The following is a 19,767-nucleotide window of genomic DNA, read 5'->3' as shown; positions in this document are numbered from 1 at the left end:
TAAGATTTTTATATAAATTTAAACGGTAGTAGTGTTTTTAATTTTGACATCAACTTGCAGATTAATAAAATTAGCGGCTTCCTTAGTATCAGCCGGGTCTAAACGAATTTTGATTTCTGCAACTCTTGAGTCTATATTGATTGAAGGGTCATTGTTTACCACATTTCTCTTACCTATTTGGACACCGATTTTTTCCACAGTTCCAATCATGCCTTTAGGTAGTGCTTTACTCGATATTTCTGCTTTTTGACCTATTTTAATTTTGCTAACATCAGTTTCATAAATTTCTGCAACAACATACATCTGTTGAGTCTGAGCTAACTCAACTATGCCCTTTTCGCTAATAGTTTCTCCTGGAAAAGTATTGACCTTTAAAATTTTTGCATTCATGGGCGATCGCACATAAGCTAGGGCTAAATTAGCTTTTGCTTCTAAAACAGCAGCCTTGGCTCTTTCTAACTCACTTTGAGCCACCTGCACATCTACAGGACGAACTTCTTTTAACTCTGCCAAACTAGCTTTAGCTTCTTGAATCTGTTTGGGAAACGATGATAAAGTTTGGTTGAGAGAACTTTGAGCTTCCTTGAGTTGTGCTTGCAAAGTTTCTACGGCTAGTAATTTAGTATCTTTTGTGACCGCAGATATAGCACCCTGCTCATACAACGACCGAAAACGTCCATATTCCGTTTCAGCATTTCTCAATTGTGCTTCTAAGCCAGCAATCTTAGACTTGTGAATGTTAATATCCCCTTGAAACTGGGCTTGTAAACTGGCAATGCGTGCTTGTTGAGCAGCAATTTCTCCTTGTTTTGTAGTTCCTGCTTGGGCTTGACTTAGTTGTGATTGAGCAACTCGAACACCCATTTGGGCTTTTGCTAGAGTTGTTTGCAGTTGACTGACGTTATCCAACACAGCAATGAGTTGTCCGCGACGAACATTATCCCCTTCTTTGACCAAAACCTGATCTAACCTGGCAGTCTGCAAAGCTGATGGCCCAGATAAGTTAATGATTTTATCCTTGGTTTGAATACGTCCTAAAGCTGCCACTGTAGGGATTACAGGCTTTTGAACTACAACTTTTGGGGTCACATGACTCTGCTTTGTAGATTGCCAAGTAAAATTTGAGCTAGTAGCAAAAATATATGCTGGTACACCAATAGCCGCTAATCCTACAGGAACTATGAAAGCTAGTGTCAATTTTTTGGATTTTGGATCAAATTTTATTGGTTTGCGAAAAATGTCCATTGGAGGTTAACCTCAATTAATATGCTTGCGATTGTGGGTGTGGGTAATTCGTGATTATTCTGGTTATTCGGCTAATTTTCTGGAGCATTAATTAACTTGATTTGCTCCTTTATCTTGATAGGGGGTAACCCAATTGTTTTATGCAGTTGCTTGACTAGATACTTGAGAAATGGAACAGGAAACAGGGAGAATTAGCCTGGTTATGCCATTTCACAAAAATCCTGAGACGACTAATACCATTTCACTAAAATTCTGATACAAATCCGAACCCAGAAACCTTTGCAAAATATAGGTTTCTTAATTTTGAATTTTGCGGAAAGTTGCGGTGCGGGGGTTCCCCCCGTTGAGCAAACTTTCCAAGACGAATTTTGAATTTTGAATTGGTATAACTCCCTCTGCTTGTTCTGCTTTCTCTGCATCCCCTAAAAGTGAAATGGTATGACTTGCACTATTCCCTTGGAAGATTCATTTTGAATTTACACTGGTACTAGCAACTGGGATTCATGGCATCGGGCAGTTGCCTTTCCACAAGTCTCAATGGTTTATACTGATAGGCGATAATCGTCGCCAATACGGTGAGTATTCCCATCACGATAAACATCAGACCGATACCACGTCCTTGACCAACACCAATAATTTTTCCCATACTTTCTGCTAACAGCCCATTCTGAGCCATTAACGGCTCGAAGATTTTATCCGCTAATGGCCCAGCGACAGTGTAAGCCAAAGGCTGTGATGCGTTAGCGATCGCTCCTATTGTCGCAAAAACTCGACCTTGCAGACTAGATGGTACTTTCTTTTGAAAAATAACTTGGGCTGAACTGTTAATAATTGGTAGACCAAAGAAAAACAGGAAAGCTATCAGCGCTAAGGCTAAAATCGATTGGTAAAACCCTGCACAGGTAATACAGATCCCACCTAGCAGCATAAAAGTAAAGATACTGAGAGCTAAATACTGTGGCATTCTCACGGTACTGACAAGGATGCTGCTTACTAGCATTCCGATACCGCCAGTAGTCATAATTGTCCCCAAGTCTGTAGCCGAACCAAAGGACAATACTAGCGGCGTAATTAGCATCTGCACAATTCCCACTAGGAAATTGTTCACAGCAAAGAACAGTAGTAGTGCAAACAGTCCTCTTCTGTTAACTAGATAGACCAAACCGGAAGATGCTTCCTTCAACCAAGGAGTTTTTTCCGCGCGATGTCTATCAATGTACTGCTTGGGAAACGGAGCTAGTAACAGAGTACTCAAAGCAAACAGAAATGTCGCAAAGTCAATAAAGATAATGCCATCAATTTCCAGAAACAGCAGCAGTATACCTCCTAACATTGGTGCAACTAACCGACCTGCGGCTTCCCCCACTTGCAACATACCGTTAGCTCGTGCCAGTTTTTCTGGTGGGACAAGCAAGGTAGTAGCTGCTGTATAAGCTGGCCATTGAAAAGCACCAAAGCAGGAACTAATAGCAGCACCCACGTATATATGCCAAGTAGCCAAATCGCCTGTAGCTAACAAAATTGCAATTACCCCCGTAGAAATACCTGCTCCTAAGTCACTAAATAACATCATCCAACGACGGGGGAATTGGTCTACCAGCGTGCCAGCTACGGGAGAAATCAGAATCATGGGCAAGCTGGTAAAGAGGGAAATCAAGGCGAACTGTGTGACTGAGCCAGTTCGCTGGTATACCCATACACCCAAGGCAAAATTAGTTAGCTGCGAGCCGATGAGGGAAATCATCTGTCCAAACCAGATGATGGTAAAAGTTTGCATTCCTGTATTTTTTGGATGTTGGGTCATTTCGACACTCCTCATGAACCTACATTTGTTTGCTCAATGCAGATTCTTAGTTGTTTGGCAACCGATGAGATGTGGGGTTGAGTCATCATCGTCATATGATCGCCTGGAACAATGTGAATATCGACTTTTTCAGTCGAAAACTGACCCCATCCCCAGGCGGGATCTTGGCGCAACTCAGTTAATAGTGCCGCATCCTCTGCGTTCACTTCCCTAGCCCGCAGCAGTGTCAGGCGATGGGGATAAACTTCCTGTGGTGAATATTTGATACTAGCTTGCAGATTGGTCTCGAACACTTGCACCAACCCACGCACTTGCTTTGTCTCAGTACCAGTCGGGAGTAAACCAACGGCAATTAATTGTTCTTTGAGATATTCCAATTGTGCGTCGAGTTCTAGTGGCTGGAGTATTTCATAGCTGATATTTAAGCTTTTACCTGCCCAACGTTCAATCAGGCGAGCAGTTTCGGTCAATCGCGTTGCATCATCAACATCAATATATATAGGTTTGTCACTAGCAACTGGGGCTGGAGCGTCTAAAATCGCCACTAAAGCCACCTCATGTCCGGATTTGACTAACTGTTGAGCTATTTCATAGGCCACAATACCCCCAAAGGAGTGACCACCGAGAAAATATGGCCCTTCCGGCTGCACGCTTTGTATAGCCTGGATGTAATAAGCCGCCATCTCTTCAACACTAGTCAAGGGGTCTGATTCTCCATTTAAACCTGGCGCTTGTAAACCGTAAAATGTTTGCTCAGAACCTAAATCACGCGCCAACTCATGTAAATAAAGGACATTACCACCGCCTCCAGGTAAGCAGAAGAAAGGATACTGGGAATTACCTGTTTGAATTTCTACTAAGGGAGACCAAGATGAGATTTCTGATGTTTGGCGAAGCAGATTAGCCAATTTTTCGATTGTGGGGTTTTGGAAAAGTGTGGCTAAGGCTAAGTTTTTACCAAACTCTTGGTTAATATGAGCCATCAAGCGCACAGCCAGCAGAGAGTGACCACCGAGTTCAAAAAAGCTATCTTTGATACCTATAGGATGGACATTGAGTAGATTTTCCCAAATATTGGCTAATTTTAGTTCTAGGCGATCGCGTGGTGCGATAAATTCTACTTTGAGTGTATCTAGACGGGATGTATCGGGTTGCGGTAGGGCTTGGCGGTCTACCTTACCATGAGTGGTGAGAGGGATGACCTCTAGCATCACAAAGGCAGAGGGTATCATGTATTCGGGTAACTTGGACTGTAAAAATTGGCGCAGTTCGCTACTGGTGGGGGCTTGCTCTTTCGGTACAATATAGCCTACCAACCGCTTATCTCCAGGTTGGTCTTCTCTCGCAATTACAGTGACAGCATTTACTAGGGGATGTTGGGCTAGTAAGGACTCAATTTCTTCTAATTCAATACGGAAACCACGAATTTTCACTTGATGGTCAATGCGTCCGAGGTACTCAATATTACCATCAGGTAAATATCGCGCTAAATCTCCTGTCTTGTATAGGCGAGAATTAGGTTCATCGCTAAAAGGATTAGGGATAAATCGCTGTTGTGTTAATTCTGGACGATTGAGATAGCCCCTAGCTACTCCTGCACCACCAATATATAATTCGCCGGGAACACCGATTGGTACAAGTTTTTGCTTGTCATCCAGCAAATAAAGTTGAGTATTTGCAATGGGGCGACCAATTAAAATTGCACCTGATAAAGAAGTTTGCTCATCAACCTCATAAACACAACAACCAACAACAGTTTCGGTGGGGCCATATTCGTTAATGATTCTGGTCTTTGGGGCATTATCGCGCCAAAAGTTCAAGCTTTTACCCAATAATGCTTCACCACCGATGATTAATGCTCTTGTTTCCGTGACACCTTTATGGTTAGGTAACATTTGATTGAGCATTTCCAGGTGCGCTGGTGTAATTTTCACCAAGCTATAGTTTTGATCAGACTGTAAAAGTGCTGACAAGGCTTCAATTTCTTCCTTCTCAGGTAACAATACAACCCTTTTTCCGACTAATAACGGTGAGAATAAGCTGGTAATTGTCGCGTCAAACCCGATGGAAGATTGTACTGGCGCACCATAACCTTGGGCTAACGCATAAGCATTTGTACACCAACTCAGGTAGTTAACTAAGCCTCTGTGGGGAATCATCGTTCCCTTGGGTTTTCCTGTAGAACCAGAGGTGTAAATGATATAAGCTAAATTTTCTGATGTAACATTGCTGACAGGGTTGTCAATGCTGAGGGTGGCATTTTCTGGTAAGTCTCGATCCAGACAAATTATCTGGGTTTTATGTTCAACAAATTTATCTACCAGTCTTTGTTGCGTTAACAGGATGGGAATTTGAGCATCTTCTAACATAAATCCCAGTCGTTCTTGGGGATAGGTGGGATCGAATGGTATATATGCACCACCAGCTTTGAGAATACCCAGGATACCAATCAGCATATCTAAGGAACGTTCTACACAAATTCCCACCAATACTTCTGGTTTTACTCCTAATTTTTGGAGATGATGCGCTAGCTGGTTGGATTTGGCGTTTAGTTGGGCATAAGTGAGGGATTCGTGATTGAATTCAACGGCGATGTTGTTGGGGGTACGTTCTACTTGTGCGGCAAATAGTTCATGAAGACATTTATCGTGGGGAAACTCTATTTTTGTATTGTTAAAATCAATCAATAATTTCTGGCGATCGCTTTCACTGATCATATTTAAATCAATGATTGCTGCTTCTGGGTTATAAGTGACACTTGCGATTAATGTTAGATATTGTTCCGCGAGAATTTTGATACTATCCTCCGAAAATAAGTTAGCATCGTAATCAAAATTCACCACCAAATTATCTTGGCTATAACCGCTAGATAGCTTAATTTGGAATTTGTCGATGTTGGCAGATTTTTTATATTCCGAAAAGGCAATATTTCCATTTACATAGCTCTGTGACTGTTGTGTAAAATCAAAGCAGAATGGGAAAAAGGGGCGAGCAGCAAATTTCTCATTAGTAGAGATGAAATTCTCCCAGTTAAAATACTCTTGCCATTTTTTTACAAACCGCAAAGACTCAGAAACTCTTTCCATCAGTTCTGAGAATTTTAAAGCATCCTCTAAGCGGGAGTGAATCGGTAAATATTTAGTTAAAAGTCCAAAAACTCCTTTTAATTCATCATATTCGCGTCCATCGCCAGCCGCCCCAATCACAATTTCCGACTGACCGCTTAACCGCCACAGTAGCACTTGCCAACAAGCTAATAAAATAGCTTCTGTTGAAGTATGATAACTTTCTTGGAGAATTTCTAGTTTTTCTACTGTATCGCGGTTCATCGCTAAACACAGCGACTGAGGTGCAAAGCTAATTTCTCCGGATGACTGATGATCATTTTTGATTTCAAAAGGAATTCGCAAATTTAACACAGAAGAAATATCTTGTTGTTGCCAATAATTTCTAGCTGTTTCTGTATCCTCAGATTCTAATAATTCATTCAGCCATTCAGAGACATCTGCATATTGCATTACTTCCTCAGAAATTTCTTCGCCATCTAAACAAGCTGTATAAGCACGACCGATTTCACATATAAGATAGTTGAGTGTTGTCTTATCTGCATATAAAGCAGGCAAGCTGATAAACAGTATATGCTGATCTGTCGCTAGCTTCCCTAAGATAAAATGTAAATTTGTCGCTTGTTCAAAATCAAAAACTCGGAGGCTGGTATCTTGAAAAAGTGTATCGATTTTGGCTTTTTGTACCTGAGAACTTAAACGACTCCAATCATATTCTGCTAGGGAAATATGGTTGTAAGTTGGAGCATCGCTAATTGATTGGAATGGGATATTCATCCCTGGTAAAGAATGAAAAGCAGTGTGAAATATTTCATAGCGATCGCTAAGATTTGCTAAAGCTAATTTCAGAATATCTGAGTTCAGATTCCCTGTGATATTAATAGCAATTTGTGTACAGTAAGCTTGATAATTATCTTTTTGTTGTAACCATAAATGCTTTTGTTGAGGAGAAATACGAATCAGATTAGTCATTTCAGTGTGCATAAAATTGAAATCCTTTGTGAGAGTAAAACGTCAATTAAATTAATAAATACTGGTGATACAAGTTATGTAAATTGAAGCAAAACACCTGCATCAATGTTTTAATAGGAGTAGGAAAATCAATTTATGCTTCCATTCGCCGAATTTTAAATAAAAACTCCCAAATACTTACTGAATAAGCATTTGGGAGCATAATAAGTAGGGTGTTAACGCACCTAGAATGATCAGCAAGGTTCCGCCATCGCCACTACAATCTTTCGTTTCCCGACGAATGGCATCCTTCCATGTGCAGCCAACATATTGTCCAGCATTAACACATCTCCTTCCTGCCAAGGATAAATTACTGCTTCTTGGCGATATATTTCCCGGATTTCGTCTAAAACCGAGACTTCAATGGGAGAACCATCACCATAATAGGCATTGCGGGGAAAATCATCTTCTTTGAGTAATGCAGATAATGATTCGCGCACTTCTGCTTTCAAACTGGAAATATGGAACAAATGGGCTTGGTTAAACCATACCATTTCACTGGTTTTCGGGTGTTTGGCAACAGCTGGACACACTTGGCTAGTTCTGAGAGTATTGTTCCCTGTCCATTCAAAAGAAATGCCTAACTGGCGACAATGACTTTCTACCTCAGATTTATTTGTAGTTTGAAAAACTTCTTGCCAAGGCAAATCGACATCGCCATAATTTCGCACATACATGACTTGCTTTTCTATAAACCGTTTTTTGATGGACGGGTTAATGCGTTCAAACACTTTACGGCTATCAGAGATTGGTGTTTCTCCGCCAATCTCTGATGCTTTCACACAGAAAAACCATATCTTCATGGGATAAACGGGAGAGTAAGCATTTTCGTTATGTAGTGGAATGATTTCATCTGCGGGATATTCAGTTGAAGTATAGATTTTATCAGTGACTTCTGTACGTGGCGTTGAGCGATAGGTGTAATCTAAGAGTTCTCCGGTGGATACTACTTTCACAAACTTTTGGAAATCTTCAACTGTATTAACATGAAAATTGCGAAAGAGTATGCCACCATTTTTCAGTAAGTTAGTTTCAATTAAATCACGATTCTGCTGCGCCCAATTGATTAAATTCATCCCATCTACAGCAGGGGAAATAACTAAAGGTAAAGGATTATCTGAGTTGAGTGGTTCTATGTTGACTAATTTTTCAACTACTTTGCGTTTGCCAATTTGTAGTTTTTTAATACTGTTTGTTGGTAATTCTACGTTATTCATTTTGATTCGTTTTAGTTAATAGATTTGTTGGTTTTACGTTCTAGGCACAGATGATCAGATGAAAAGAGTGTCAGAGATATAAAGAATTAAAGCTCAAGATAGGAACATATTCTTTGCATCTCTGCTTTGGTAAAAATCATTCTTGGTCATCAAATACGGTAAATTAAGCTGATTTACGCTTGAATTTGTGCAATTTATTAATTGCTGTCGCTGCCAGTTTTTGGTCTTTAATGAGTTGTTTTTGTTTGTCTGCTTGGACAAGAATTTCTGCTACGGTTTGTAACTTGGCATCAGGTTGTTCAGTAATTTTATTGGCTACAGTTGCAAAGTTTTCTAGAATATCCGCAATAGTTTCGTGATTAAAGCGATTTCCTTCATAACTTAGTCCCACAGATATATTTTCACCAGGCATAATTACCAACATCAAAGGATATTTTGTGCGTTCATAATTACTGATGTTGGTAATTTTTAAGCCGCTACTAGAATTTTGCAAAGCAGGATCTACTGGGTAATTATAAAAGGCGACGTTAGTCTCAAACATTGGTGTCCCGCTAGCTATTTCACTTACTCTTTGAATTTCCACTAAGGGAGTGTAAGAGTATTGCTCCCGTTCTACTTGCCGTGTGTGTAAATCTTTCAGCCAAGGTAATATTTGCTCATCCTCTGATACTTGTACCCTGACTGGTAAGGCATTGATAAACATCCCTACCATAGTTTCTACATCGACAAGTGCAGGGGGACGACCAGATACAGTTGTGCCAAATACTACATCTTTTTGATTACTGTAATGGCTGAGTAATAGCGCCCAAATTCCTTGTACTAAAGTGTTAAGAGTGAGTTGATTTTGTCTAGCAAGAGATTCCAGTTGAGTTGTTAATGCTTGTGGTAATTGAATATGCTGCTCGTGATAAGTCTGCTGTTGTTGGGAATTGTGAACAATAGATTTATCTGCCATGAGCGGAGTTGGGGCTGTAAAACCTTGCAGCGATCGCTGCCAAAATTCTTTGGCTTGGGAAAGGTCTTGTTGTTGCAACCAAGTTATATAATCCCGGAAGGGACGAGGTGTTTTTAAATATAAATCATGCCCCTGATTCGCAGCTTCATAGAAAGCAAAAGCTTCTTGAACCACGACAGGTAAAGACCATCCATCTATCAACAAATGATGGAATGTCCAGACGAATTCGTAAGTATCATCTGCTGTCTGAATGAGACTACAACGCATTAAGGGAGCTTGGTTAAGTTCAAAACCCTTGTTTCTATCTGCTTCCTGAAAAGCTGTCAGTTTTTCTTGTTGCTCGGTAGGCGATAGAGAACGCCAGTCATCAACCGCAAAAGGTAGATTGACAGTTTTGCAAACAACTTGGTGTGGCTGATCCAGATTGTCCCAAACAAAGAAGGTACGCAAAGCCGAATGACGCTCAACTACACGTTGCCAAGCTTGTGCAAATGCTGTGGTATTAATAGAGCCGTGAAGCGTGCAGCTTAGTTGTTCGCAATATACTCCGGACTCTGGATCATACAGGCTATGGAAGAGAATACCCTGCTGCATCGGGGAAAGTGGATAAATCGACTCAATATTTTTCTTGTGACTGGCTGTGTCACGGTTTGCCATTTCTCCGACTAAATTGTCCAGATATTCCTGAGTTAACTCAGCTTCGGGAAAATCTGAAGGTGTATAACCGCCAACATCAGTAGACTGACAGTGATGGATAATCTCTGTAAGTGCATTGATGAAACCAGCTGCTAAAGCCTCAATAGTAGATGTTTGGTGAATGTTTTGGCTATAAGTCCAATTCAGTTGCAGCTTACCTGATGCTACTAAGGCGTTAACTTCTAATAAGTGAGTGCGATCGCCCGATATACCTTGTTCATTACCCGCAGACTCTTGAGCCAATTTCCACGCGCCAGATTCCGATAACTCTTGGTCAAATTGTCCCAAGTAGTTGAAACTAACTTGTGCTTGGGGTGCAGTTGTGAGTTGATGGCGGATTGCGGGGTTGGGGTTGAGATAGCGGAGAATACCGTAGTTAATACCCCGTTTTTGGCAAGGGCGTAATTGTTCTTTAATGGATTTTAAGGTTTTACCCACATTGGCGATCGCTGCCAATTCTAATTTAATTGGGAACAGGCAAGTAAACCAGCCGACAGTGCGTGATAAATCGATGTCTGCAAACAGTTCTTCTCGTCCGTGACCTTCCAAATCAACAAGTAGGGAAGATTCACCAGTCCATTGAGCAAAGCTTTGTACCAAAGCAGTTAACAAGACATCGTTGATTTGGGTGTTGTAAATTGCAGGAACTTCTTGCAGCAAAGCACGAGTTTTTTCTATATCGAGAGATACCGAAACTTGTGCAGATGAAGCCACAGTATTAACCGCTTGGGGATAGTCTACAGGCAAAGCTATAGAGCCGGATGACTGACCTAGCCAAAAGTCGAGTTCCCCTGCAAGTGCTTCTGAGTGGCTATATTCAGTCAATCGCTGTGACCATTCTTTGAAGGAAGTTGTTTTAGCTGGTAGTTGAACTGTTTCACCACGATTGAGTTGCTGATAAGCATGAAATAAATCTTCTACCAAAATTCGCCAAGAGACACCATCCACAGCTAAGTGATGCACAATAATCAGCAACCGAGCAGATTGTGTAGCACCGAAGTGGAACAGGGCAGCTTGCATTAACTGTTGGGACAGATTTAAGCTAGCGTGTAGCTGATTTGCGGTAGTTTCGAGGGCTGTTTGTTGTGCTTGTGGGGCTTTTTCTGACAAATCTACACAAGTTAAAGCTACTGTAGCATTAGCATCCGCGTGAGTCTGTGACCAACTTTCCCCTTCTTGGACAAATCTCAACCGTAAAGCATCGTGGTGTAATAGTAATTGCTGCAATGCTGATTCCAAGATTTCTAGTTTCAGGTCATTTGGTACTTCCAATAACACCGACTGATTAAAATAAGCTGGTTGCGGTAGATTCTGGTCAAAAAACCAATGCTGGATCGGTGTTAAGGGTAACGAACCTGTAATTAAACCTTGTTCTGCCGTGATACTTGGTATTGTATTTGCCACAGCAGCCAACTCAGCAATTGTTTGATGCTGAAATAACTGCTTGATATTGAGTTGAATTCCGGCTTGGTTGGCTCTGGCAATAATCTGCAAGCTGAGGATAGAATCGCCACCAATTTCAAAGAAGTTATCATGAATCCCAACTTGCTGTAATCTCAACACATCTGCCCAAATCGCAGCTAACTTTTCTTCTTGTGGAGTACGTGGAGCAACAAAGTTAACTGCTAACTCAGGACGGGATTCTGGCGCAGGTAATGCACGGCGGTCTACTTTGCCGTTTGGTGTTAAAGGCAGAGTATCTAACATCACAAAAGCCGAAGGAACCATGTACTCAGGTAGCCGTTCCTTGAGGAATTGTCGCAGTTCACTAATTGTTGGTATTTGGTCGGGATTGGCAACTGTGTAAGCGACTAAACGTTGGCTACCAGGGATATCTTCACGGATGATCAGTGTATTTTGGATTACTCCTGGATGCTGGCTGAGTAAAGCTTCAATTTCTCCCAATTCAATACGGAAGCCGCGTAGTTTCACTTGATGATCGATACGTCCTAAGTATTCAATATTGCCATCGCTTAAGTAGCGAGCGAGGTCGCCTGTTTTGTAAAGTCGCGCTTCTGGTTCATTGCTAAAGGGGTGAGGAATGAATTTTTGTTGTGTCAACTCAGGACGGTTGAGATAACCTCTGGCTAATCCAATACCACCAATATGCAGTTCGCCTGGAACACCAACAGGTACAGGTTGCAAATCTTGATCGAGTAAATATATTTGTGTATTGGTAATTGGACGACCAATGGGGGGTTTGTTAGTGCTGTTGCTGCTGCATTCTGCAACTGTTGACCAAACAGTGGCTTCTGTCGGGCCGTAAGCATTGAAGAAACGACGACCACGAGACCAACGCTCGACTAAATCGGGAGGACAAGCTTCTCCTGCTACGATGATGGTTTGCAACGCTGGGAGTTCATCAGCAGGTAAGACCGCTAAAGCTGAGGGTGGTAAGGTGATGTGGGTAATACCGTATTTTTGTAATAGCTGAATTAATGATGAACCAGGCAATAAAGATTCTTTTGTTCCCAGATAAAGTCTAGCTCCCGTTCCCAGAGCCATCACAACTTCAAAAATAGAAGCGTCAAAACTAAAGGAGGCGAACTGAAGAATCCGGCTGGATGTTTGCACATCAAAAGTCTGAATCTGCGCTTTGGCTAAGTTGCATAACCCAGTATGCTCTACCATCACGCCTTTTGGTTTGCCTGTCGATCCAGAGGTATAAATTACATAGGCTAAATTGGCAGTGGTAACTGTACTGGTGGGATTAAAACTATTATTTTTGGCAATTTCGTTCCAGTCTGCATCCAAACAAATTGCGATCGCTTGATGCTCTGGTAATTTCTCTACTAATTGCTGTTGTGTTAATAATACTGGTAATTGAGCATCATTGAGCATAAAAGCCAAGCGATCGCTCGGATAGTTAGGATCTAAAGGTACATACCCACCACCTGCTTTGAGAATTCCCAATAATCCTACTATCATCTCTAGGGAACGCTCAACGCAAATCCCCACCAATACGTCTGGTTTGACACCCAAGGTTTGCAATTGGTGTGCTAATTGGTTGGCGCGATGATTTAACTCTTTGTAGGTAATTTGCTGATTTTCAAAGACTACCGCCACCGCATCTGGTGTTTGTTCTACCCACTCTTCAAATAACTGATGAATACATTTACCTTGGGGATAATCAGTGGTGGTGTTGTTCCAATCTACAAGTAATTGATGCTGCTCGCTAGCACTTAATAATGATACTTCCGCAATTCGTTGTTGAGGATTAGCCACAATATTTTCCAGCAAAGTCTGGAAATGTCTCGCCATGCGGCTAATCGTCGTAGCATCAAATAGATCGGTGTTGAATTCCCATTCTCCTAAAAGTCCTGACTCGGTTTCTTGCATTGATAGCGCCAGATCAAATTTCGCTGTGCGATTTTCGATTTTTAAGAGATTTAAACTCAAGTTGGGTAATTCTAATTTACCCATCGGTGCATTTTGCATCGCAAACGCCACTTGGAACAATGGCATATGGGAGAGCGATCGCTCTGGTTGCAAAGCTTCGACTAATCGCTCTAAAGGTACATCTTGATGAGCATAGGCATCTAAAGCCACTTGTTTGACTTTTTGCAGTAATTCTGCAAAACTCGGATTCCCCTCTAAATTAGTTCGCAGCACTAAAGTATTGACAAATAAACCAATTAGTGGAAATGTTTCTTGGCGATCGCGGTTAGCAATAGGAGAACCGATGACAATATCTGACTGGCGACTATAGCGGTACAGTAAAGTTGCAAAAGCTGCCATCAGGGTCATAAACATGGTTGTCCCTGACTTTTGGCACAGGATATTTAGTTGTTTGGTGAGATTTTGGTCGAGTTCAAAATATAAAGTTTGACCTTGAAAAGTTTGCACTGGAGGACGCGGGCGGTCTGTAGGTAATTCTAAGATGGGGGGAATACCTGCTAACTGCTGCCGCCAGTAGTTGAGTTGATTTTCTAATACCTCACCTTGCAAGCATTGTCTTTGCCAATGAGCAAAATCAGCATATTGGATGGCTAATTCTGGCAGTAGAGAAGGTTGATTTTGCGAAAAAGCGGTGTACAGAGTTGAAAATTCTTGAATAAATACCCCCATCGACCAGCCATCAGAAACAATATGGTGCATTGTGACCAGCAACACATAAGATTCTGGGGCTAACTGTAGCAACGTCACCCGTAACAAACAATCGTTCGCTAAGTCAAAAGGTTTTAATTGTTCCGCGATCGCTAAACATTCTACCTCGGCAAACTGTTCTGCTACTGGCAATGTTTGTAAGTCAATTACAGGAATATTTATTGTGAGATGAGGTGCAATTATCTGAACAGCATTGTCATCAACGTTTTTAAAGTTAGTCCGGAGAATGGCATGACGTTGAATGATTTCGGCAATGATGTTTTCTAGGATAGATACTTGCAGATTGCCAGTAATTTCTACCGCAGCCGCCATATTATATGCAGCACTATTACCCTCCATTTGGTCAAGAAACCAAAGTCTTTGTTGGGGAAAAGATAAAGGTATTAATTTGTCGCTGCTAACAGCTTCAATGCGCGGCAATTTAGGTTTATTGTTGATTGTAGAAGATTGCTGTGCTAACAATTTTTGCAGAACAAGTTCGCGTTTTTGAGGCGATAGCTGTTCCAAACGCTTTAGTAATTCACTCATATATTTATTGCTGGAATTTAAACAGGTAACTTTGGTCAAGTCACACAACTTAAGTGGCTAGTGCCGGTCAAAATTTCTATAGGGTAAGCTCAATTGAGTTTATGCACTCACTTCTCGAAAATATCTTTTTTGGCTCTGCTGATTTTGGACGCATTGATCATAGCTTCAGCTTGTCTGGTAATTTTCAAGCGAATTTGAGCAGCTATTGGAGATAAAAACCGAAGTCCCACTTATTTTTTTGGCAAAGCCAATATTTCTTCCTAGCAAAATTCCCTAAGTATAATAAACTAGACACAAGTACTGTTCAAGTTTTCTTTATACTTTCAATTTTATGTATAAGTTTATACAAAAATAATTAATTTTAAGTTATGCGTTCACGTCAAAATATCACTGAACAGTTTACGACCTTCTTGCAATTCGATACTGACAAAGCAATTAGTTGGGAAGTTGATGCTAGACTGCACAGAAATCTAATTAACTGTCAAACACGTCTTTCACAGCCAGAAAATTCCGAATCTTTTTGGGTGTGTTACTGGTATAAAGTATGGCAAGAGAAACCTGATGGTTTAGCCAGGGGACATTTTTCAGCTTATTTACAAGAAGTCTGTTACTGGGCTGTTCACAAAATAGTTACTAATCTTTCCTCTACCCAACACACACTATCTGACTGCTTTCAAATGGTGATCATTCGGGTTGATAAGGTGTTGAAAGGGTTTAAACCCAACCTGAACTTTAACCTGAAAAATTATGCTAGTGCGATTTTTAGCAGCGAATTCAAAGAAATGCTGCGATCGCAAAACGAAATTGATATTTGTACTAATTGGCGATTATTAAGAAAGTTAACTCAAAAGCGGCTAGTAGAGTCTTTACAAAATCAGGGAATCCATGAGGATGTTATCCAACGCTATGTATTAGCGTGGAAATGCTATCAAGCGTTATACGCTCCTAAGCAAATTGTCGGTACTCGCAAATTATCTAGACCAGATGATGCCACATGGACAGCGATCGCTCAACTTTATAATTTCCAACGTCAAACCCAACTTTCACAACCAGGGCCAGAGTGCAGTCGAGAAACCATAGAGAAATGGTTGATTATTTCTGCTCAAGCCGTAAGAGATTATTTATACCCCAATATGATTTCCCTGAATGTCTCAGTAGGGGAGGAAAATTCTGGAGATGAATATATAGATATAGTACCGCAACTCAAGCAGGAGTCCTTGATGACAGAAATTCTGGCTCAAGAAGAACTGCTCGACCGACAATCACAACAAGCGCAAATTAGCAACGTCCTAGTTACAGCTTTAACTGAACTAGATCCAGAAGCCCACAATATCATCCAACTTTACTACAGAGAAGGCTTAACTCAACAGCAGATTGCTCAACAGCTAGGAATTAAGCAGTACACCATTTCTCGTAGGCTGGCTAAAGTCAAAGATTTTTTGCTCCTCAAACTTGTAACGTGGAGTCAACAATCGCTGCATATTTCTTTAAACTCGCTGGTACTCAACTATGTAAGCACCATTCTCGAAGAATGGTTACAAACTTACTATCACCGTTCTCTCTCTGAATCACAATAGCAATTCTTATGGTTAGCTTAGATGCACTGGCTCTCAAAAACTCTACACACTTATGGCTAGAAATTTCGGAAACTGAGCAAAAAAAAATTTGGCAGCAAAGCCAAGCTTTTTCCTCAGATAGTCGGCGGTGGAGTGCCTATCTCAATCGCTTGAGCCTGAACACTTTTCTACCTTGGCTACAAGCCGAACACAATCCCGATGCGACTCCTTTTCCCCGACTGGCTGCGCTACCCAGTGTTTGGGAAGTAGTCAATGGTTTTGGGATTTCTTTCGGGACAAAACGTATGGTATTAATTCCTACGGAAGCAGTTGATTTAAGCGAACTGCGCGTTCCACAAGAATGGGTAGATATTCCTAGTTGGACAGCAGACTATTACCTAGCCGTACAAGTAAATCTCGAAGAAGGCTGCATCCGGATTTGGGGATACACCACCCATGCGCTACTGAAGAGTATGGGTACTTATGACGCAAGCGATCGCGCCTACTGTGTGGATGGAGAGAATTTGATTGCTAATCTTGGTATTTTGTGGATAGCAAGTCAACTTTGTGTGGAAGAACCCACACGTTCTGAAGAAACAGTACCTTTACAAGAGTTAGCGATCGCGCAAGCACAAAATTTACTGCAACGTCTCGGAAATCCGGCTCTAATTTTACCCCGTCTAGCAGTACCCTTTCCCACTTGGGGTGCGCTCCTACAACATGGCGGTTGGCGGGAACATTTGTATGAACAGCGTCAAGGACAACAACAAAAGTGGTCAATTACCCAATGGTTGCAAGCTGGTGTATCGGATTTTGCACAAGCATTCGGCTGGCATAGTGTCGAGCTAGAGTCAAATTTTGCAGGAGCTAGAGGTTTAGAATCAAAAACTGAATTACCAACTTTAGTGCGAACACTCACTATTGCTGGGCAAGAATATGAATTGCGAGTCAAGGCAAAAAATAGTATTACAGATAGAGTCTGGCGATTTGAATTACAAAATGCAATGAGAGGTGAAATGATTGCCCAGGGAATAAAATTACGACTGTTGACAGAAAATTTACAACCATTTTATGGCAATCAAGTACAGGCTAATACTCCAGTAAATAAGCTATACCTGGAAGTGGCACTGGGTGATACTGAGGAAGGATTGGTATGGGAAATAGAGCCAACTCCTGAAGATTTTGAACACGAAATTTTGTTTTTTTGAAAGATGCAGTTGCTCATCATGACTTGGAGAAAAACGACATACAGACCATTGGTTATTAACTAATGCCTGTTATCAAGCTGGCTGTAGAAAAATGTATGAAGATCAAAATCGTCGGCGAAATACAGCGTAAGATTTATAAACAGGAGTTGCGGGCAACGTTGTCACCAATTGCAGGTATAGTCTACGCCAACAGCCATTTAGAGATTTAGCTTTAAGCAACTAATCCAGCTCGTAAAGCACGAACAGCTATCTGAGTCCGATCACTAACACATAACTTATTGAGAATATTGCGAACGTGAGTCTTAACTGTACCTACGGAAACGTAGAGTTTTTCGGCAATCACAGCGTTAGAGCATCCATCTACAATCAGCTTTAAGACATCTAATTCTCTTCGAGTGAGCGGATATGTTTCTACAATGTGGCTATATTCTGGTGACAAGCCATTAATCGCTACCGTGTCTGGTCGAGCGTTGGCAGCAGTTGTAGCTTTTTGGGTCTGCTGTAAAACGATCCGAGCGATTACTGGGTCGATCCAGGAATTACCATTAACAGTCAGATGCAAAGCCTCTACTAATTTATCAGTACTGGCATCTTTCATGCAGTAAGAATCTGCTCCCGCCGCGAAGGCTGCTAGAACAGTATCTTCACTATCCTGCATGGTCATAATTAAAATCTTGGTTTGAGGGGTTTGTTGTGTGTCCATTGAGTTGAAAAAGTGTTGAGTCAACTCAATGCCGCTCATATCAGGCAAGCCCACATCAACAATCGCAATATCTGGTTGAGTAGATTTAAGCAACTTCAGACCAGAGGCAGCATCTCTAGCATCACCAATGACTTCAATGCCATCTAATTTTTGCAAAGTAGCACGTAGACCAATTCGTGTCAGGTCATGATCTTCAATTAAAACTACGCGGATTTTATTCATTGCCCAACCTCACATTTTCGCTCCTATTAGACACAAAAGCTCTCTTTCAACAGCAGTAGAGCTTGTATCGATTGTTAGCATTGTAATGCTTGAGTCTGCTTGTTTCTATTCATCTCTAGATGGGTCTATCAAGTTAAATCATCTTTCCTTAGTTAGAGAATAAGTGCAATCTGAGAGCAAATCTAAAAAATTTATTAAATAATTCTAAGGTTAAAGCTTTTGATGAGCCAAAGCGATGCCTTCGGCGGTAAACAACGCTTCACTCCACAAGCACTACTTTGTCGCATTAAATCATCCCATCTCCCATCATAAATGGCTTCTTCAGCCGACATTAAACGTTTATATAACTTGCTATCTACTGGGTGAGCTTCTAGTAGACGATGAAATTTTTGAGTGTAACGTTTGGGGATAAGTACACCTGTTACCAGGCTAAACTTCCAATTCCTTCATGATTTGCAACCACTTATCTGGTGTCGGCAGGGCTTGTTGGAGAAATTTGCTTGTCAGATTGCTAGCATTAGCTTGATATAGTAAGGTGGCATAGGTAAAACAACGAGCTGGTTTTTTGAACCCATCGTTACCATAAACAGAAATCAATTCCGCCAGTTTTTCCTCTACTTTCAAGATTATTTTGGGAGCAAGGGCAAGTAAATCGTACATCCACTGTTCCTTCTGGGCAATAAAAGCCGATAATTCTGAATTTGCAGAGTTTCTAAACTCGTCACAAATCGCCTGAATTTTTTCCCACTTATAACTACCCCAGGGTTTAGCCTTCATCACTGGCAACTGCCATTTAACTATCTCTTCTTGCCAATAGTCTTTAGCTGCTTGTACTTGAACAATTTCAAAACTAGGTAAAATTATGGCTGTCAATGTCCCACCATGACAGGCTCCAGTATCAATACCGTAGGTTTTTTGGGGAATTATGAGGGGATGATCTCCAACAACGCGATGACCAAAAATTACTGGCTTAACACCAGTATATAACTGACTCCAAGAACTATCTCCGTAGCGTTTTCCCAGGTGTTTTTCACCCGCAGTGCAACCACATAAAACCTCTTCCCTTTGTTCCTCGATGGGTATACCATCTTCCACCGCAGCATGAACGAAAATTGCCGATTCGGTTTCATGATAATAGGGTAGATGACTAATCCATTCTAAAAATTCGTCATAGCTGTCGCCAAATTGTAATTTGACAATTTCCTGGGAGTAGGAAAGAGTTTGCCTGAGATGTTTGCGTTCGTGATTACCCATCAAGACGATGGTATTAGGACGATTTTTGAGAAAATCATACACCTTGACTGAGTCAATCCCGCGATCGACAATATCCCCCAAAGAGACTAAACAATCTTCTTCTGCAATTTCTACTTTGGCTAATAGTTGAAGCAATTCTGCATAGCAACCATGAATATCGCCAACTACAATTGTTCGCATAACTCAAGTTTAATCG

The 19,767-nt window shown here is 41.2% G+C and carries 10 protein-coding genes; 3 read left to right on the top strand and 7 right to left on the bottom strand.

Annotated elements, in window-relative coordinates; all coding sequences use genetic code 11:
* Positions 1–18: 18 nt before the first annotated feature.
* The 5 genes from GSQ19_RS00160 to GSQ19_RS00140 form a co-directional block, all read right to left on the bottom strand.
* Positions 19–1,245, bottom strand: coding sequence for an ABC exporter membrane fusion protein (locus GSQ19_RS00160; protein WP_011320788.1), 1,227 nt, complete (start codon positions 1,243–1,245; stop codon positions 19–21).
* A 487-nt stretch (positions 1,246–1,732) separates the two neighbouring features.
* Entirely contained in the window at positions 1,733–3,049 is a 1,317-nt protein-coding gene (locus tag GSQ19_RS00155) for an MFS transporter (RefSeq protein WP_011320787.1), read from the bottom strand.
* Positions 3,050–3,060: 11 nt separating this feature from the next.
* A complete protein-coding gene (locus tag GSQ19_RS00150) occupies positions 3,061–7,098 on the bottom strand; it encodes a non-ribosomal peptide synthetase (RefSeq protein ID WP_011320786.1) in 4,038 nt (1,345 codons plus the stop codon).
* 221 nt (positions 7,099–7,319) lie between these two features.
* Entirely contained in the window at positions 7,320–8,342 is a 1,023-nt protein-coding gene (locus GSQ19_RS00145) for a TauD/TfdA family dioxygenase (RefSeq protein WP_011320785.1), read from the bottom strand.
* A gap of 163 nt (positions 8,343–8,505) precedes the next feature.
* Positions 8,506–14,628, bottom strand: a complete 6,123-nt coding sequence (locus GSQ19_RS00140) for a non-ribosomal peptide synthetase (protein WP_041456350.1) — start codon at positions 14,626–14,628, stop codon at positions 8,506–8,508.
* Between the two features lie 368 nt (positions 14,629–14,996).
* On the opposite strand from GSQ19_RS00140, the gene GSQ19_RS00135 reads away from it, so the two are divergent.
* The 3 genes from GSQ19_RS00135 to GSQ19_RS00125 all read left to right on the top strand — a co-directional run bounded on the left by GSQ19_RS00135 (position 14,997) and on the right by GSQ19_RS00125 (position 17,601).
* Entirely contained in the window at positions 14,997–16,205 is a 1,209-nt protein-coding gene (locus GSQ19_RS00135; protein WP_011320783.1) for a sigma-70 family RNA polymerase sigma factor, read from the top strand.
* Positions 16,206–16,213: 8 nt separating this feature from the next.
* Positions 16,214–17,392 (top strand): DUF1822 family protein, encoded by a 1,179-nt coding sequence (locus GSQ19_RS00130; RefSeq protein WP_011320782.1) that lies wholly within the window; start codon positions 16,214–16,216, stop codon positions 17,390–17,392.
* Positions 17,393–17,454: 62 nt separating this feature from the next.
* Entirely contained in the window at positions 17,455–17,601 is a 147-nt protein-coding gene (locus GSQ19_RS00125) for a hypothetical protein (protein WP_153228404.1), read from the top strand.
* A gap of 2 nt (positions 17,602–17,603) precedes the next feature.
* On the opposite strand, the gene GSQ19_RS00120 is transcribed toward GSQ19_RS00125, so the two are convergent.
* Complete coding sequence (locus GSQ19_RS00120) at positions 17,604–18,317, bottom strand: response regulator (RefSeq protein ID WP_011320781.1); 714 nt, start codon at positions 18,315–18,317, stop codon at positions 17,604–17,606.
* Between the two features lie 429 nt (positions 18,318–18,746).
* Entirely contained in the window at positions 18,747–19,751 is a 1,005-nt protein-coding gene (locus tag GSQ19_RS00115; RefSeq protein WP_011320780.1) for a metallophosphoesterase family protein, read from the bottom strand.
* Positions 19,752–19,767 lie beyond the last annotated feature (16 nt).

The sequence above is a fragment of the Trichormus variabilis 0441 genome (genome assembly GCF_009856605.1).
GTDB classification, from domain to species: Bacteria; Cyanobacteriota; Cyanobacteriia; order Cyanobacteriales; family Nostocaceae; genus Trichormus; species Trichormus variabilis.
This window is presented reverse-complemented; position numbering and strand designations above follow the sequence as displayed.

Excerpts from the sequence above, each read along its gene's own strand:
- GSQ19_RS00135 (WP_011320783.1), top strand. The coding sequence starts at position 14,997 with ATGCGTTCACGTCAAAATATCACTGAACAGTTTACGACCTTCTTGCAA.
- GSQ19_RS00150 (WP_011320786.1), bottom strand. The coding sequence starts at position 7,098 with ATGCACACTGAAATGACTAATCTGATTCGTATTTCTCCTCAACAAAAG.
- GSQ19_RS00130 (WP_011320782.1), top strand. The coding sequence starts at position 16,214 with ATGGTTAGCTTAGATGCACTGGCTCTCAAAAACTCTACACACTTATGG.
- GSQ19_RS00145 (WP_011320785.1), bottom strand. The coding sequence starts at position 8,342 with ATGAATAACGTAGAATTACCAACAAACAGTATTAAAAAACTACAAATT.
- GSQ19_RS00115 (WP_011320780.1), bottom strand. The coding sequence starts at position 19,751 with ATGCGAACAATTGTAGTTGGCGATATTCATGGTTGCTATGCAGAATTG.
- GSQ19_RS00125 (WP_153228404.1), top strand. The coding sequence starts at position 17,455 with ATGCCTGTTATCAAGCTGGCTGTAGAAAAATGTATGAAGATCAAAATC.
- GSQ19_RS00140 (WP_041456350.1), bottom strand. The coding sequence starts at position 14,628 with ATGAGTGAATTACTAAAGCGTTTGGAACAGCTATCGCCTCAAAAACGC.
- GSQ19_RS00155 (WP_011320787.1), bottom strand. The coding sequence starts at position 3,049 with ATGACCCAACATCCAAAAAATACAGGAATGCAAACTTTTACCATCATC.
- GSQ19_RS00160 (WP_011320788.1), bottom strand. The coding sequence starts at position 1,245 with ATGGACATTTTTCGCAAACCAATAAAATTTGATCCAAAATCCAAAAAA.
- GSQ19_RS00120 (WP_011320781.1), bottom strand. The coding sequence starts at position 18,317 with ATGAATAAAATCCGCGTAGTTTTAATTGAAGATCATGACCTGACACGA.